The organism is Arthrobacter sp. 2MCAF15, assembly GCF_052115605.1.
GTDB lineage: Bacteria > Actinomycetota > Actinomycetes > Actinomycetales > Micrococcaceae > Arthrobacter.
Genome location: NZ_JBFRGZ010000005.1, coordinates 37895 through 53436, shown reverse-complemented (window position 1 = coordinate 53436; position 15542 = coordinate 37895). Strand labels below are relative to the sequence as shown.

At 68.2% G+C, this 15542-nt stretch carries 15 protein-coding genes and 1 tRNA gene; 8 read left to right on the top strand and 8 right to left on the bottom strand.

The window, feature by feature from the left end:
• Positions 1-29: 29 nt before the first annotated feature.
• The 3 genes from AB4089_RS07895 to AB4089_RS07885 form a co-directional block, all read right to left on the bottom strand.
• Positions 30-1013 (bottom strand): Fpg/Nei family DNA glycosylase, encoded by a 984-nt coding sequence (locus tag AB4089_RS07895; RefSeq protein ID WP_441408742.1) that lies wholly within the window; start codon positions 1011-1013, stop codon positions 30-32.
• The gene (locus AB4089_RS07890; RefSeq protein WP_441408741.1) at positions 1013-1504 is read right to left on the bottom strand and encodes a ribose-5-phosphate isomerase; all 492 of its coding nucleotides are present in this window, start codon (positions 1502-1504) and stop codon (positions 1013-1015) included. Before AB4089_RS07890 ends, AB4089_RS07895 begins: the two co-directional genes overlap by 1 nt.
• A 124-nt stretch (positions 1505-1628) precedes the next feature.
• A complete protein-coding gene (locus tag AB4089_RS07885; RefSeq protein ID WP_441408740.1) occupies positions 1629-2630 on the bottom strand; it encodes a hypothetical protein in 1002 nt (333 codons plus the stop codon).
• Positions 2631-2866: 236 nt separating this feature from the next.
• On the opposite strand from AB4089_RS07885, the gene pepN reads away from it, so the two are divergent.
• Both pepN and AB4089_RS07875 read left to right on the top strand, forming a co-directional pair.
• Positions 2867-5422 (top strand): aminopeptidase N, encoded by a 2556-nt coding sequence (gene pepN, locus AB4089_RS07880; RefSeq protein WP_441408739.1) that lies wholly within the window; start codon positions 2867-2869, stop codon positions 5420-5422.
• Positions 5423-5507: 85 nt separating this feature from the next.
• A complete protein-coding gene (locus AB4089_RS07875; RefSeq protein ID WP_441408738.1) occupies positions 5508-5993 on the top strand; it encodes an OsmC family protein in 486 nt (161 codons plus the stop codon).
• Positions 5994-6051: 58 nt separating this feature from the next.
• Here AB4089_RS07875 and AB4089_RS07870 read toward each other — a convergent pair whose 3' ends face one another.
• Positions 6052-7086: an NAD-dependent epimerase/dehydratase family protein gene (locus tag AB4089_RS07870; RefSeq protein WP_441408737.1), complete on the bottom strand. Its 1035-nt coding sequence runs from the start codon at positions 7084-7086 to the stop codon at positions 6052-6054.
• A gap of 132 nt (positions 7087-7218) precedes the next feature.
• Between AB4089_RS07870 and AB4089_RS07865 the strand changes: the two genes are divergently transcribed.
• Positions 7219-7878 carry a mechanosensitive ion channel family protein gene (locus tag AB4089_RS07865; protein ID WP_441408736.1) on the top strand — a complete coding sequence of 220 codons (660 nt, stop codon included), beginning with the start codon at positions 7219-7221 and terminating at the stop codon, positions 7876-7878.
• Positions 7879-7882: 4 nt separating this feature from the next.
• On the top strand, positions 7883-8341 hold the full coding sequence (locus AB4089_RS07860; RefSeq protein WP_390206381.1) for a globin: 459 nt from the start codon (positions 7883-7885) through the stop codon (positions 8339-8341).
• A 13-nt stretch (positions 8342-8354) separates the two neighbouring features.
• Here AB4089_RS07860 and AB4089_RS07855 read toward each other — a convergent pair whose 3' ends face one another.
• Positions 8355-9014 carry a hypothetical protein gene (locus AB4089_RS07855; RefSeq protein ID WP_441408735.1) on the bottom strand — a complete coding sequence of 220 codons (660 nt, stop codon included), beginning with the start codon at positions 9012-9014 and terminating at the stop codon, positions 8355-8357.
• A gap of 62 nt (positions 9015-9076) precedes the next feature.
• Between AB4089_RS07855 and AB4089_RS07850 the strand changes: the two genes are divergently transcribed.
• Positions 9077-10024, top strand: a complete 948-nt coding sequence (locus AB4089_RS07850) for an acyl-CoA thioesterase (RefSeq protein ID WP_441408734.1) — start codon at positions 9077-9079, stop codon at positions 10022-10024.
• A 198-nt stretch (positions 10025-10222) separates the two neighbouring features.
• On the opposite strand, the gene ettA is transcribed toward AB4089_RS07850, so the two are convergent.
• Positions 10223-11905, bottom strand: coding sequence for an energy-dependent translational throttle protein EttA (gene ettA, locus AB4089_RS07845; RefSeq protein ID WP_441408733.1), 1683 nt, complete (start codon positions 11903-11905; stop codon positions 10223-10225).
• Positions 11906-12161: 256 nt separating this feature from the next.
• The gene (locus AB4089_RS07840) at positions 12162-12728 is read right to left on the bottom strand and encodes a single-stranded DNA-binding protein (protein ID WP_441408732.1); all 567 of its coding nucleotides are present in this window, start codon (positions 12726-12728) and stop codon (positions 12162-12164) included.
• Positions 12729-12971: 243 nt separating this feature from the next.
• On the opposite strand from AB4089_RS07840, the gene AB4089_RS07835 reads away from it, so the two are divergent.
• A tRNA-Arg gene (locus AB4089_RS07835) sits at positions 12972-13044 on the top strand.
• 93 nt (positions 13045-13137) lie between these two features.
• Here AB4089_RS07835 and AB4089_RS07830 read toward each other — a convergent pair.
• Positions 13138-14154 carry a magnesium and cobalt transport protein CorA gene (locus AB4089_RS07830; RefSeq protein WP_441408731.1) on the bottom strand — a complete coding sequence of 339 codons (1017 nt, stop codon included), beginning with the start codon at positions 14152-14154 and terminating at the stop codon, positions 13138-13140.
• 237 nt (positions 14155-14391) lie between these two features.
• On the opposite strand from AB4089_RS07830, the gene AB4089_RS07825 reads away from it, so the two are divergent.
• The gene (locus AB4089_RS07825; RefSeq protein WP_441408730.1) at positions 14392-14853 is read left to right on the top strand and encodes a lipopolysaccharide assembly protein LapA domain-containing protein; all 462 of its coding nucleotides are present in this window, start codon (positions 14392-14394) and stop codon (positions 14851-14853) included.
• Between the two features lie 23 nt (positions 14854-14876).
• Positions 14877-15524: a GNAT family N-acetyltransferase gene (locus AB4089_RS07820; RefSeq protein ID WP_441408729.1), complete on the top strand. Its 648-nt coding sequence runs from the start codon at positions 14877-14879 to the stop codon at positions 15522-15524.
• The last annotated feature ends 18 nt before the right edge of the window (positions 15525-15542 follow it).

Genomic DNA, 15542 nt, shown 5'->3' with positions numbered 1-15542 from the left:
AGTTGTATTCAGGGTTGTTCAGAGGCTGTTCAGGCTTGCTGGCACTGCGGGCACCAGTACAGTTTCCGGGCACCGAGCTCCGTGAGCGCCACGGACGTGCCGCAGTCACGGCAGTCCAGGCCGTGCCTGCGGTAGACGAAGTGCGCCTGGTCCGGGTCCGGCAGCGGGCCCGGCAGCGCGCCGGCCGTGGTGTTCGGCACGGCGTCGCCGTGCCCGTCCCGGGGCGGCGTGTCCCAGTACTGCGGCGGCGTCGTGATGATCCGGCCGTCCCGGACGCCGTCGGACATCATTGCGGCGGTGTCGTCCCAGAGCCGGCGTGCCGCCTCCGGCGTCAGTCCGGTCCCGGGCAGCCAGGGGTTGAGGCGCTGCCGGAACAGCAGTTCCGCCCGGTAGACGTTCCCGACGCCGGCGATCACCTTTTGGTCCATGAGCAGCCCTGCCAGCGGGGCCCGTTTGGCCGTCACGGTGGCGGCAAATGCGTCCCGGTCGCCTGGCCTGTTGCCCAGCGGGTCCGGGCCCAGGCGGGCGACGACGGCCGCGGCTTCGGCCGCGATGATCGCCTCGCAGGTAGTGGCGCCGCGCAGGTCCGCCCAGCCGTGCCCGCTCACCAGCCGGACCCGGACCGCGCCCACCGGCTCCGGTGGCCCTGTGTAGGCAGGCGACGCTGCGCCCACGGAGGCCGGCCCAGCCGCGCTGCCGGCGTCATCGGCGTCGTACACCTCCCGCTCCCCCACCTTCCGGGGCGCCCCGATGCTGGACGCACCACGGAAGGTGGCATCCCCGCCGAAATTCCAGGCGCCGTAGAGGCCCAGGTGGACGTGCAGGACCAGGCCGTGGTCGAACCCGAGGAACAGATGCTTGCCGTGGGCGGTCGCGGACGTCAGGACATGCCCGTCCAGCAGGGCGGCGCCGGGCGCGAACCTGCCTTGCGGGCTCGAGACCGAAAGCCTCTGGCCCGCGAAAACGTCGCCGAACTGGCGGGCCAGCCGGTGGACGGAGTGCCCCTCCGGCACTACAGGACGACTTCGCCGGTGCGCTCGTAGGTGGCGATCTTGCCGATCCGGCGGACGTGGCGCTCGTCGTTGCTGAACGGCTCGCTCAGGAAGGCCTCGATGATGGCCGTTGCCTCATCGACGCTGTGCTGGCGGCCGCCGACGGCGACGACGTTGGCGTCATTGTGTTCGCGGGCGAGCTGGGCCGTGGAGAGGTTCCACGCCAGTGCCGCGCGCACGCCCTTGACCTTGTTGGCGGCAATCTGCTCGCCGTTGCCGGATCCGCCGAGCACTATGCCCAGGGCGTGGGTTCCGGCTTCCTGGTCCGCGACCACCGCGAGGGCGGCGTTGATGCAGAACGACGGGTAGTCATCCAGGGCGTCGTATTCCACGGGGCCGTGGTCCACCACGTCGTAACCTTTGGCGCTGAGGTGGCTGACGAGGTGGGCGCTGAGCTCCATGCCGGCGTGGTCGGTGGCAATGTGCACGCGGGGGAAGTCAGAAATGGTCACGGCTGTTCCGTTCAGTTGCGGCGCGGGGCGGCGGCCGGGGCGGTCGAGGTCTCGTCCAAGCCTACTAGGCCGCGTCTTCCGGGACGGTGCTGTGGCGGGCCGGGGGCTGGATCGGGCCGCCGTGTTACGTGGCCGGGGCCCCGCCGTTCCGCCGCGCCCTGTCCGCCACCCGGGAAAGCGTTTGGGCAATGTTGTCCGCCGTGGCGGCGCTACCGCCACTCACCGCGAGCCGGTGCCCGTCCGAGCGGTCGATGACCACCGCGGGGCCACTGCTGACCAGCAGCGCTGTGGTGTTGCCGTGGATGCGGTAGCCCCAGCCGCCGTAGTCCGCCGCCCTGACGTCGCTGGGCGTGGCGGCGTCGATAGCCGCGGCTGGAACATTCATGACCCGGACGAAACCTGCCACGAAGACCCGCAGGCCGCTCCGGTCAACCCGGATCCGGGCCACCAGGAACGCCGCCGCCACCAGGGCTGCGGCCACCAGGAGGGCAGAGACCCACGGCACGGCAATGGTGAAGAGGGCCGCGGGCAAGAGCGTCGCGATGCCAAGCATGACGAAGATCGAACTGCGGGCATGGACCCAGAGACTGACCCGGTCCCTGGCCAATTCAGGATCCTGTTCGCGTTGGAGGGCCTGGCGGACGGCGAGGTCGTCATCGACAGACCAGCGTTCGTCTGCCTTGAAGACCATGCCCATGACGAAGCCCATGGCGAGGGCTGCGCCGCTTCCCAGGGCCAGGACCGAGGCGTCCACATGGGAGCCCCGCGCGTCGGGCAGTCCCAACTGTCCCACGAGGGCGGCGGCGAGGACGGTGGTGAGGAAGAGGCTCATGGCAAATCCGGCGCCCATCATGATCCGGCGCATCATCACAGGCCGGGACAGCGGCACGGCCTGCAGCAGCACGGCCCAGCCCACAACTACGATCAGCGCGGCACTGGCGCCCACGAAGGCGGTGAACGGCGCAAAGTCGACGGCACCGGCGTCGGTCCAGCGGATGGCCAGCGGCTCGGGGAGCTCAGGCCGCACCAGCAGCGCACACACCACGAATCCGGCGGCCAGCATGAGGGGGAAACCGATGGCAAAGCGCAAGGCCCTGGCATCGACTGAGTCCCGGATCTTTCCCATGACCCAACGCTACCCCGGCTGGGCATGGAGAGATCCAGGGACATGCGCGCAGGTCAGGCGGCCAACAGGAAGCGAAACGTAGGAACGGATGTGTTGCGGCTGGAGCGCCGGGAAAGACATTGTGAGCGGGCTAACTTGCCACGGGCCGCTGACGTGAAAGAATGATTTCACAGTATCGCCGGCGGCTGCGGCCGGCCGGCAGTATCCATCTTCTTCTGGAGGCCCCTTTGCCCGGTATGAACCTCACCCGCGCCGAAGCCCGCGAGCGCGCCACCCTGATCGACGTCGAGTCCTACGAGGTCAGCCTGGACCTGACCCGCGGCGAAAAAGTCTTCGGGTCCACCACGGCCGTGAAGTTCGCGGCCAAGCCGGGGTCCTCGACCTTCATCGACGCCGTGACCCACACGGTGCACAGCGTGAGCCTCAACGGCCGCGAACTCGACCCGTCCGAGGTCTCCGACGGCGTCCGGATCCAGCTCCCGGACCTGGAGGCCGAGAACCACTTGCTCGTGGTCGCCGATGCCCCGTACATGAACACCGGCGAGGGCCTGCACCGCTTCGTGGACCCGGTGGACAACGAGGTCTACCTCTACACCCAGTTCGAGGTCCCGGATTCGCGGCGCATGTTTGCCGTGTTCGAACAGCCCGACCTCAAGGCCAGCTTCACCTTCACGGTCACCGCCCCCTCGCACTGGGACGTGGTCTCCAACTCCCCCACCCCGGCGCCGGTGGAGACCATCCCCGGCGCGGACGGGGGCGCGCGCTCCGTCTGGGAGTTCACGCCCACGCCGCGGCTCTCCTCCTACGTCACCGCACTGATCGCCGGGCCGTACCAGTCGGTGCGCAGCGAGGTCGTCTCGGCGGAGGGCCGGGTCACGCCGCTGGGCATCTTCGCCCGCAAGTCGCTCATGCAGTACCTCGATGCGGACAACATCTTTGAGCTCACCCGTCAGGGTTTCGAGTTCTTCGAGGCGCAGTTCGGCTGCCCGTACCCGTTCGAGAAGTACGACCAGCTCTTCGTGCCGGAGTTCAACGCCGGCGCCATGGAAAACGCCGGGGCCGTCACCATCCTGGAAGGCTACGTCTTCCGAGGCAAGGTCACCGACGCCCAGGTCGAGCGCCGCGCCATCACCGTGCTGCACGAGCTCGCCCACATGTGGTTCGGCGACCTCGTGACGATGCGCTGGTGGAACGACCTCTGGCTCAACGAGTCCTTCGCCGAATACATGTCCCACCTGGCCGCCGTGGAGAACACCGAGTTCGACCACGCCTGGACCACGTTCGCCTCGGTGGAGAAGTCCTGGGCGTACCGGCAGGACCAGCTGCCCACCACGCACCCGATCTTCGCCGAGATCAACGACCTCCAGGACGTCGAGGTGAACTTCGACGGCATCACCTACGCCAAGGGCGCCTCCGTGCTGCGCCAGCTCGTCGCCTGGGTGGGCCCGGAGGAATTCATGGCCGGCGTGCGCGAGTACTTCAGCAAGCACGCCTGGCAGAACACCGAGCTCAGCGACCTCATGGCCGAACTCGAAAAGGCCAGCGGCCGCGACCTCGAAAAGTGGGGGCAGCTCTGGCTGGAGACCGCCGGCGTCAACACCCTGACGCCGGAAATCTCGGCCGACGCCGAGGGCACCATCGGCTCGTTCGCCATCGTGCAGTCGGCGATCGAGAGCGAACCGACGCTCCGCCCGCACCGGCTCGCCGTGGGCTTCTACAACCTCAACGGCGCCGGCAAGCTGGAGCGCGTGCACCGCGTGGAGCTCGACGTCGACGGCGAGCGCACCGAGGTTCCGGCCCTGGCCGGCCTGGCCCAGCCTGACCTGATCCTGCTCAACGACGACGACCTGGCCTACGCCAAGGTCCGCCTCGATCCGAAGTCCCTCGCCACCGCCACGGCCCACCTGAAGGACTTCAGCCAGAGCCTCCCCCGAACCCTCGTGTGGGGCTCGGCGTGGGATGCGGCGCGCGACGGCGAATCCCCGGCCCGCGGGTATGTGGACCTGATCCTGGCGAACATCGCCGAGGAATCCGATTCCTCCGTGATCCTGGTCCAGCTCCGGCAGCTCGCCACCACGCTGACGTTCTACGTGGCCGAGGAGCACAAGGAGGCCACCACCGTGGCCGCGACCGACAGGCTGTGGGATCTCGCCTCGGCCGTGCCTGCGGGCTCGGACGCCCAGCTGCAGTTCGTGAAGTCCTACGCCCTGCTGGCCAGCAGCGCCGGGCAGCTGGACACGGTGTCCGGGCTGCTGGACGGCTCGCTCACCCTGGATGGGCTGAGCGTGGACCAGGACCTGCGCTGGGAACTGCTGGCGTCCCTCGTGGCAGGCGGCCGCGCCGGGCAGGAGCGGATCGACGAGGAACTGGAGCACGACAACACCTCCAACGGCCAGAACGCGGCGGCCCTGGCCAAGGCCGCGATCCCCACGCCGGAGGCCAAGGCCGCAGCCTGGGAATCGATTGTGGTCAAGGGCGATCTGTCCAACGCCCTGCAAGGTTCCGCGGTGGCCGGCTTTACCCGGGTCCTGGACACGTCCCTGCTGGAGCCGTACGCAGAGAAGTACTTCGAGGCCGTCCCGGGCATCGTGGCCAACCGCACCCACGCGCTGGCCTCGCAGATCGTCGTCGGGCTCTACCCGGCCCAGCTGACCACGCAGGCCACCGTGGACCGCACCGATGAGTTCCTGGCGTCGCTGCCGGAAGGCAGCTCCGCGCTGCGCCGGATGATGCTGGAGAACCGCGACGGCGTTGTCCGCTCGCTGCGGGCCCGCCAGGCCGACGTCGGCTAGGAAAGCCGCCCCGAACCCCGGCAATCCTGGAGCCCCGGTGCCGCCCACGTGCGGCGCCGGGGTTCCGTCGTTCTAGGCTGGGGTCATGAGCCTTGACGAACACCGCTACGCGCTGACTGTCCGCTGGACCGGGAACCTCGGGGAGGGGACGTCCTCCTACCGCGGCTATTCACGGGACCATCACGTCGAGATCCCGGGATTGCCGGTGTTGCACGGCTCGGCCGATCCGACCTTTCACGGCGACCGCGAGCGCTACAATCCCGAACAGCTGCTCCTGGCCGCGCTGTCCCAGTGCCACATGCTCTCCTTCCTGCACGTGGCCGTGAAGCACGGCGTGGTGGTGACCGCCTACGAGGACCGGGCCGAGGGCCTCATGCGGACTAACCGGGACGGCAGCGGCCAATTCGAATCCGTCACGCTGAAACCCACGGTGACGATGGCGGAGCCGGCGGCCCCGGAACTCCTGGAAGAGCTCCACGTCGAGGCCAACAAGGTCTGTTTCATCGCCCGCAGCGTCAACTTTCCGGTGCTGCACGAGCCCACGGCTGTGGTGGAGGGCCAGGCGGACTGAACGACGTCAGGGGGCAAGGTCAGGCGGCAAGGTCAGGGGGCACCGTCAGGTGGCAAGGTCAGGCGGCACCGTCAGCCTGCCCGGCTGAGGCCTCCGCCCTGTACTCGGACACGATCCTGCGTTCGGTCTCCGGGCTCATCCCGGCCTCGCGTTCGCGGCCGAGCCCGCGGCGACGCTCATCGGCCAGGGTGTCCCGCAGCGTGTCCATCCAGGGCCGGATGCGCAGCCCGGCGGCCCGGGCAGCGTCATTGCTGCGGGTCGCGAAGCCATCGTGGCCGGCCGGCAGCCACAGCGGCAGCGAGTCCGGGCCGGCCCAATAGTTCGCGCCGTGGGACGCCAGCCAGTCCTCGGGAGCGACAACCACCTCGGAGTCGGCGTCGGCGAGCTGACGCGATTCCTCAAGGTAGGCGGCAAACGGGACCGGTTCGCCGACGGCGTTCAGGGCGCCGACGGTTCCCCTTTCGGCTGCGGTGAGGATCCAGGCCGCGAGGTCGCGGACGTCGATGATCTGGGTGGCGTCGGCGGGGATGTCCGGGACCAGGACCGGATCGTCGTCCCGGGCAAAACGGGCAGGCCAGTACCCGTAACGGTCAGAGCCGTCCCCGGGTCCGCCGATCAGGCCGGCGCGGCACAGGTGTGCCTTGGCCCCGGCCAGCTCCCGGGTCCAGGACTCAATCGCGGACTTGGCCTCGCCGTAGTTCTCCATGCTCAGTTCCGTTCCCGGAGCCAGCGGCAGGAGCACCTGGGCGTCTTCGGCGGCGCCGGCCACGGAGTGGTCTGCGTAGACCGAGCAGCTGGAGACAAAGGTCCAATGCCGGGTCGATCCGGCCAGCGCCTCAAGGGCCTCACGCGCCTGCACGGGGTCCCGGGAGACATCGATCACGGCATCCCATCCGTCCGGGTCTGAACGGCCCGCCACCGGCGCGTAGGCGGCCTTCCCCTCCGAGCGGTCCGCCCGAACCCATGTGGCTCCGTCAGGCGGTGCAGAGACGGTTCCACGGGCCAGGCAGGTCACATCATGCCCGGAAGTCAGGGCCTGTCGGGCTATTTCGGCTGAGAGGAAGGCGGTGCCGCCAAGGACCAGGATGCGCATGGGGCCACGCTACGGCGCTAATGTTGAAGGAGACCAGAGTGTTATGCGCCCGGCGAACGCCGGCCGCTACCCGGACGCCCAGCCCTGCTGCCGGCCGGCTGGGACGAAGCAACAAGGAGTTTTCCCCCACCGATGATCAGCCTGACCACCATCGAACCAATCACCGCCCAACAAATCGCCGCCGTCAATCTGCCGGGCGCCCTGATAGCCCTGGGGATCGGCGTCGCCGTGTGGCTGGTGGCGTCCTTCGTGATCGCCGGAATCACCAAGCGTGTCGCCGAGGGCAGCACATTCTTCAAGAAGCGGCATTTCCGCTGGGTGTCTCCCGCTCTGCGGGCACTGGACCACGAGCGCCGGGTCCAGCGGGCCCACACCATTGGCGCACTGCTCAACAGCGTTGTCGGCGTCCTGGTGGCCGTCCTCACCATCGTGTACGTGCTCAAATACCTGAACGTGGACATTGCACCGCTGCTGACCAGCGTCGGTATCCTCGGTATCGCCATCGGCTTCGGCGCCCAGCAACTGATCCGCGACTTCCTGGCCGGCATCTTCATCACGCTCGAGGATCAGTACGGGATCGGCGATGTCATCGAAACCTCCGAGGTGGTGGGCATTGTCGAGGCCATGAACCTGCGGATCACGCGCGTCCGGGCCGACGACGGCACCATCTGGTACCTGCGCAACGGAGAAATCCTGCGTGTGGGCAACCGTTCCCAGGGCCATTACATCGCGCCGTCTGCCCCGCCGGCCGAAGAGGCCGATTCCACGCCGCAGCAGCAGGCCGGAGAATAGAGCCATGACGATTCCCAGCGCCGGCGAACCAAGCCAGCCCAGGCAGCTGCTGCAGAACGATCCGTTCAGCCAGCCCGGCTACACCGACAACTTCTATGACGCCGTGGGCGGCCACGAGACCTTCGTGAAGCTCATCGACGTCTTCTACGACGGCGTCGCGACCGATCCGCTGCTGCGCGCCATGTACCCGGAAGAGGACCTCGGCCCGGCCAAGCGGCGCTTCCTGATGTTCCTGGAACAGTACTGGGGCGGGCCCACCACGTATGGCGAGGAGCGCGGGCACCCGCGGCTGCGGATGCGCCACATGCCGTTCCGTGTGACGCCGGAGGCCAAGGAACGCTGGCTGTTCCACATGCGCGCCGCCGTGGACTCCCTGGAGCTTCCGCCCTTGTATGAGGGCACGCTCTGGGACTACATGGACCGGGCAGCCCTGTCCATGGTGAACAGCCCCTCGGAGGCCTGAGCGCGGACGCTGCCTACAGCCCGGTGCCGGTCCGGACCAGCACGTGTCCGCGGGTGCCGCTGAGGCGGAACCAGCGCCCGGCGCGGAAGAGCTTTTGATCGCCGTCGGCCAGGAAGCCCAGGGTCAGCGCGGCGAACGCGGCTCCCGCCGGCAGGCCGCCGGCGTCGGGCAGTTCCCGGCCCCAGACGCTCGCCCGGGCGTTGTTGACGATCAGCGCGCCCGGCTTGTCCGGGATGATCGCGGCGATTTCCCTGATGCCGGCCTCGGCAGCGTCCCTCAGGACGGGGTCCTGGAGGGTGCCGAGCAGTTCCCAGCCGGTCCGCGGCGCCCCGATCCCGGCCCACGACTCGCTGACGGTCACCGGCGGAACGGGGAGCTCGACGTCGTGCTCCCCCGCCCGGGCCAGACGGTCCAGCACGGCGGACAGCGGCACCGTCACGTCGGTGTCCGCCGGCTGTGCCAGCGCCATGGTCCGCAGTCCCAGGATGGTGGGGGTGGACTCGCCGAGGAGCCGGGGCCGCAGGACGCAGACGTAGGCGGCCAGGACCGGGCCCGCGGCCTGGAGCCGGATGGCGCCGTCGTCTATGGATTTAGCGCGCGTGGCGAACGTGCGCAGGTCGGCGAGGTCGCGGGGATCGGTGAACTGCAGGGGCTGGGTTAGGACATCAGACACACCACCGACTCTACCGGCTGCGCTTCTTTGGAGCGGCGCGCGCTGCCGTCTAGAGTCAGACCATGACTGAAGCCGAAGCCGGACTGCTGGGGCTCCCGACCCAGGACCCCACCTCCTCGCTCATCCAACTGCTCAACCTCGGCGAGCTCGAGGGCGCGCGGACGGACGAGGACATCTTCATGGGGCCCTCCCAGCAACAGCCCAGGCACCGCGTCTTCGGCGGCCAGGTGCTGGCGCAGTCCCTGATCGCCGGCAGCCGCACCGTCGATCCGGACCGCAGTGTGCACTCCATGCACGGCTACTTCCTGCGGCCGGGAGACGCCAACAAGCCGATCACCTTCGGGGTGCAGCGTTTGCGTGATGGCCGGTCCTTCTCGGCCCGCCGGGTCCACGCCTACCAGGAGGGCATGCCCATCCTGTCGATGATTGCGTCCTTCCAGGCCGAGGACGAAGGGATCGAGCACCAGTCCGAAATGCCCGCCGGGATCCCGGACCCGGAATCTCTTCCCAGCACTGCCGACCTGCTGGGCAAGTTCGATCACCCCGTGGCCCGGCACTGGGCGTTTGAACGGCCCTTCGATATCCGCCACGTCGACCCGGCGCTGTACGTCTCGGCGAAGGGGCCCAAGGAGGCGCGCAACGCCGTCTGGATGAAAACGTTCGGGCCGATGCCCGACGACGCCGGCGTGCACCGGGCCGCCCTGGCCTACGCGAGCGATTACACCCTGCTCGAATCCGTCCTCCGCAAGCACGGGATGAGCTGGATTACGCCCGGGATGTCCGTGGCCAGCCTGGACCACGCCATGTGGTGGCACCGGCCGGTCCGGGTGGACGAATGGCTCCTGTACGTCCAGGAGTCCCCCAGCGCCCAGGGCGCGCGGGGACTGGCGACCGGCAAGATCTTCAGCCGGGACGGCCTGCACGTAGCCACGGTGGCGCAGGAAGGCATGGTCCGGGTCCCGAACGATCTGAAGAACACAGTGAACGGCGCCGTCCAGGCCGCCGTCTAGTAGTACGTCTAGTCCGCCGTCTCGTCCAGAGTGCTGCAGCACCAGATGCGCAGGGCCGAGCGCAGCTAGGAATCCCGCCCCCTGCCGGACGCCGCGCCAGTCGCCCTGCCTGGTACAAAGTCCCGCGGCGCACAAAAAGCCGGCTCCCCACGGGGAACCGGCTTTTTGTGTGCCAGCGGCGCTGTAAGCCTGGCGGGCTTAGTCGCGGGTGAGGCGGCGGTGCGTGACGCGGTGCGGCTTGGCCGCGTCCGGGCCCAGGCGCTCCACCTTGTTCTCCTCGTAGGACTCGAAGTTGCCCTCGAACCAGTACCACTTGGACGGGTTCTCCTCGTCGCCTTCGTAGGCGAGGATGTGGGTGGCCACCCGGTCCAGGAACCAGCGGTCGTGCGAGACGACGACGGCGCAGCCCGGGAATTCGAGCAGTGCGTTTTCGAGGCTGCTGAGGGTTTCGACGTCGAGGTCGTTAGTCGGTTCGTCGAGGAGCAGCAGGTTGCCGCCCTGCTTGAGGGTCAGCGCAAGGTTGAGGCGGTTGCGCTCACCGCCGGAGAGCACCCCGGCCTTCTTCTGCTGGTCCGGGCCCTTGAAGCCGAAGGCGGCCACATAGGCGCGGGACGGCATTTCGACGTGGCCGACCTGGATGTAGTCCAGCCCGTCAGACACGACCTCCCACAGCGTCTTGTTCGGGTCGATGCCGCCGCGGCTCTGGTCGGCGTAGGAGATCTTGACGGAATCGCCGATCTTCAGTTCACCGCCGTCCAGCGGTTCCAGGCCCACGATGGTCTTGAACAGCGTGGACTTGCCGACGCCGTTGGGGCCGATGACGCCGACGATGCCGTTGCGGGGCAGGCTGAAGGACAGCCCGTCAATCAGCGTGCGGTCATCGAAGCCCTTCTGGAGCTCCTTGGCTTCCAGCACAAGTCCGCCGAGGCGCGGTCCCGGCGGGATCTGGATCTCTTCGAAGTCGAGCTTGCGGGTGCGGTCCGCCTCGGCGGCCATTTCCTCGTAGCGGGCCAGACGGGCCTTGGACTTGGTCTGGCGTCCCTTGGCGTTGGAGCGGACCCACTCGAGTTCTTCGGTCAGGCGCTTGGCCTGCTTGGCGTCCTTCTTGCCCTGGACTTCCAGGCGGGCGCGCTTCTTCTCCAGGTACGTGGAGTAGTTGCCCTCGTACGGGTAGAGGTGGCCGCGGTCAACTTCAGCGATCCACTCGGCCACGTGGTCCAGGAAGTAGCGGTCGTGGGTGACGGCCAGGACGGCGCCGGCGTAGCTGGAGAGGTGCTGTTCGAGCCACAGCACGCTCTCGGCGTCGAGGTGGTTGGTGGGCTCGTCGAGCAGCAGCAGGTCCGGCTTCTGCAGAAGGAGCTTGCACAGGGCGACGCGGCGGCGCTCACCACCGGAGAGGAGCGTGACGTCGGCATCGGCCGGCGGGCAGCGCAGGGCGTCCATGGCCTGTTCCAGCTGGGAATCGATGTCCCAGGCATCGGCCGCGTCGATCGCTTCCTGCAGCTGTCCCATTTCCTCGAGGAGGGCATCGTAGTCAGCGTCGGGGCTGGCCATTTCCTCGGAGATCTCGTTGAAGCGCTGGATCTTGCCGTAAATTTCGCCGACGCCTTCCTGGACGTTGCCCAGGACGGTCTTGTCTTCGTTCAGCGGCGGCTCCTGCAGCAGGATGCCTACCGTGTAGCCGGGGCTGAGCCGGGCCTCACCGTTGGAGGGAGTGTCCAGGCCTGCCATGATCTTGAGAATGGTGGACTTACCGGCACCATTCGGGCCGACAACGCCAATCTTGGCCCCCGGGAAGAAGGACATGCTCACGTCATCGAGGATGAGTTTTTCGCCGACAGCCTTACGGGCCTTGGTCATTGTGTAGATAAATTCCGCCATGCCTACAAATCTAGTGGTTCGGCCGGGATAACTCACATTCCGTCGGCGCCCGACGCGGCTGTTGACGGGCCGGTTGCCGGAGCCCTTGCCGCCGCCCTGGCCCTGGCGGCCGCCCCCGCCCTTGCCCCAGCGTCCCGGACTGCCCCTGCGGCACTGCCCGGCCGGAACTGTTCGGCTCAGTTTCCGGACGCCCACGAGGCAGCTCCCGGAGGCCGGCCCGGCAGCACGCTGAGTCCGGTAGCCGCGGGCCCGGGAATCAGGCCGCGGCCCCTTTCAGTTCGCCGGTCTCCTGGTCCACCTCCTCCTCCTCACCGCTCGCGTCATCGATGAACGTCGCCTCATGCTCGGCACCGTCCCCGCCGCTGTCCCCCGGCTCTCCGGCCTCTGCGTGTTGGCCGCTGTCACCGCCGTCCCCGCTGCCAGCGGCGCCCGGGGCTCCGGGCACGGCTACCGACTGGCTTCCGGCGGCGGCGGAGCGGGTGAAGTTGGCAGAGCCCCACATGAGGTCGTGGCCGACTGACTCCGCATTAATTTCGGCGTCGTGGTAGACCCTGCCGTCCTTCTCCCAGCTGCGCATCTTCAGCCTGCCCACCACGATGACCCGCTGTCCCTTCTTGATGCTGCAGCCGATGTTGCCCGCCAGCTGACGATAGCCCTGGACGGTGAACCAGTTGGTGTTGCCATCCACCCAGGTGCTGGATCCGCGGTCGTAGCGGCGCTCGGTGGCGCCGAGCCGGAAGTTCGCCGTGGCCACGCCCCCGGGGGTGGTCGCACTTCTGATCTCCGAGGCGACGAAGCCACGGACCGTAATGTTGTCACTCATTCTCATGTCCTGTCTCGAGTTGTCGTGCCCAGCCGGGCAGTTCCAGCATCCCGCCGGGGCCCGCGGGCAGGCAGGGGCGAACTGTGCCATGTGGAAAACCCACGTCCGGCGGCATCGCCGGGGCCTTTGTTGGGGAGTGGTCCTGGCTGCAGGACAGGCCACCGGCCGCATTGACCCCCACCGGCCGTCCGGCACTGTAAACTTTTTGAGGCGTCCCCGGCAGCAGCCGGTGGGCACCAGCGTGCCCCAGTAGCTCAGGGGATAGAGCAGCGGCCTTCTAATCCGCCGGTCGGGGGTTCGATTCCCTCCTGGGGCACAAGGACAGCGGCTCTGACCTGCACATACAAGGTCAGAGCCGCTTTTGTTTTACTGGCGCGGTCAGAGAGCCGCTTCCATTCCAACCGGAACGTCAGATCCACTTGTTGTGTTTGAACGTCAGGTACAGGATCCCGCCCATGCCGATCATGAGCGCCAGTGCCATCGGATAGCCGAAAATCCAGTTGAGTTCGGGCATGTCGTGGAAGTTCATGCCGTAGATCGACGCGATCAGTGTCGGTGCGAACAGGATGGCCGCCCACGACGAGATCCGTTTGACCTGCTCGTTCTGGGCGAAGCTAGACTCCGTCAGGAGGCGCATTTCGTCGTTCTGCCGCTGGGCCACGAGGGCCGCGTTGACGGCCAGCGCGTTTTGCAGGAGCGCCCGGAAGGCAGCCACCCGCTCCCCCAGCCTGATGGCGTGGTCCAATACGTCGCGGAAATGGTCCTGCAGTTCGGGGTCCGGCACCCCGTCCGGTCCGCTGCCCATGAGGGTCTGCAGGATTCCGGCCAGGGGGGCCGTCGCCCGCTGGAACGTAATGACCTGGCGGGAGAGCTCATAGATCCGGCGCGACACCCCGGGATCGGCGGCGAACAAGTCATCCTCGATCTCATCGATGTCGTTTTCCAGCCCCGCGGCCACCGGCTCGTACTCGTCCACCACCTGGTCCAGAATCGCGTACAGCACCGCGTCCGGTCCCAGCGCCAGGAATTCCGGCTCGGACTCCATGCGCCGGCGTACGCGGGCGAGGTCGGGCGACTCGGCCCGGCGGACAGTCACCACGAAATCCGGGCCGGCGAACACGTGGATCTCGCCGAACTCGACCTTCTCCACGTCGTCCAGGTATCGGGCGGGCCGCAGCACCAGGAACAACGTCTCGCCGTAGTGTTCCAGCTTTGCGCGTTGGTGGCCGGCCAGCGCGTCCTCGACGGCAAGGTGGCTCAGGTCGAATTCCTCGGCCACCGAACGCAACTCATCGGGGTCCGGTCGGTAGAGCCCGATCCAAGCCATGCCCTGGCGCTGCCGCAGGAGGAAATACGTCTCCTCGAGGTCTTCCGGGTCCGCGGTCCGGCGACCGTCCACGTAAACGGCGTTGTCAATAATGGTCACGGCCGCGCCTCCTCTTCAAGGCTTTCCCTTGGCTGTGACGTTATACCGTGCCCGGGCCGGTGCCAACAGCGCTCCCCGGGGCTGCGCACGCAATGTCACCGGTATGCGCGGTTGGCCCGGACCCCGCCCAGCTGCCCGGACACCCCTGGAGCCATCAGCAGGCTTAGTATTGAGTTGACAGGCAGGCCGTCAGGGAAAGCCTGTGCGCCCTGTCCGCAATCGAAAGGCACGGCCGCCATGACCGAGACACCTCGCAGATTCGACCCCAACACTCCCGACGATGCCCCAACCGCACAGTACACGGGGACCGCTGACGCAACGTCCGGGCCAGGGACCTCCGAAGTTGGCACCTCCCGTGCAGAGGTTCCCGCAGCACCGGCCCCGGAGACTCGCCAGCCGCCCGCGGCCCCGGCCCCGGAGACGCGCCAGGTCACCCGTGCGGGAATGGTCTGGGCAGCGGTTGCCAGCGCGTTGGTGGTGCTGATCGTGCTCATCGCCTTCATCCTGCAGAACCAGGAATATGTGCAGGTGAAGTTCTTTGGCCTCGAAGGCTCCGTCCCGCTCGGCATTGCCTTGTTCATCGCGGCAGTCGGCGGCGGCGTGCTTGTCGCGATCGCCGGAGCCGCCCGCATCATTCAGCTGAGGCTCGCCGCACATCGTGTCCGGCGACAGGCCAGCCCGGGGACGCGCACGCGCTAAACGGCAGGCGCTACCCTCTTTCCATGAGCACAGCAGAATCCGGGGGCCAGGCAGCCATCACCACCGCGGCCGCGGACTGGCCCGACGTCGAACGCCTCTTTGGCGTCCGCGGCGAACCGTCACGCTGCTGGTGCCAGTTCTTCGCGGTGACCGGCAGCGAGTGGTCCGCGACCACCCCGGACCAGCGGAAGGCCCAGTTGCGGGACAAGTTCGACGGCGGCCGGCCGGCTCCCGGCGTGCTGGCCTTCCGCGAAGGGAAGCCCGTGGGGTGGTGTGCCGTGGAGCCGCGTGAGTGCTATCCGAGGATCCTGCGCTCGAAGGTGCTGGCCGCCGCAAAAACGGCGCCGGACGCTGCGGCGCCTGAAGCCCCGGCAGCTGACCATCCGTGGTCGGTCAGTTGTTTCGTCGTGGCCCCCGGCCATCGCCGAACCGGTGTGGCCGGAGCCCTCCTGGCAGCCGCCGTCGAACACGCCTTCGCCCACGGCGCCACGGTGGTGGAGGGCTACCCGGTGGACCCCGCGCAACGGCCTAAGGCGGGCCCGGCTGACCTTTATCACGGGACGTTGGAGCTCTTCGTGGCCGCCGGCTTCACGGTGGTCAGCGACGCGGTGCCGGGACGCGCCGTCGTCCGCCGCACGTCACCGCCCGCGGTCGCTGAAGCCGAGTCCTGAAGCCGAGTCCTAAGGCCA

Excerpts from the sequence above, each read along its gene's own strand:
- AB4089_RS07850 (WP_441408734.1), top strand. The coding sequence starts at position 9,077 with ATGACTGAAGCCGAAGCCGGACTGCTGGGGCTCCCGACCCAGGACCCC.
- ettA (WP_441408733.1), bottom strand. The coding sequence starts at position 11,905 with ATGGCGGAATTTATCTACACAATGACCAAGGCCCGTAAGGCTGTCGGC.
- AB4089_RS07875 (WP_441408738.1), top strand. The coding sequence starts at position 5,508 with ATGAGCCTTGACGAACACCGCTACGCGCTGACTGTCCGCTGGACCGGG.
- AB4089_RS07820 (WP_441408729.1), top strand. The coding sequence starts at position 14,877 with ATGAGCACAGCAGAATCCGGGGGCCAGGCAGCCATCACCACCGCGGCC.
- AB4089_RS07865 (WP_441408736.1), top strand. The coding sequence starts at position 7,219 with ATGATCAGCCTGACCACCATCGAACCAATCACCGCCCAACAAATCGCC.
- AB4089_RS07885 (WP_441408740.1), bottom strand. The coding sequence starts at position 2,630 with ATGGGAAAGATCCGGGACTCAGTCGATGCCAGGGCCTTGCGCTTTGCC.
- pepN (WP_441408739.1), top strand. The coding sequence starts at position 2,867 with ATGAACCTCACCCGCGCCGAAGCCCGCGAGCGCGCCACCCTGATCGAC.
- AB4089_RS07860 (WP_390206381.1), top strand. The coding sequence starts at position 7,883 with ATGACGATTCCCAGCGCCGGCGAACCAAGCCAGCCCAGGCAGCTGCTG.
- AB4089_RS07840 (WP_441408732.1), bottom strand. The coding sequence starts at position 12,728 with ATGAGTGACAACATTACGGTCCGTGGCTTCGTCGCCTCGGAGATCAGA.
- AB4089_RS07870 (WP_441408737.1), bottom strand. The coding sequence starts at position 7,086 with ATGCGCATCCTGGTCCTTGGCGGCACCGCCTTCCTCTCAGCCGAAATA.
- AB4089_RS07825 (WP_441408730.1), top strand. The coding sequence starts at position 14,392 with ATGACCGAGACACCTCGCAGATTCGACCCCAACACTCCCGACGATGCC.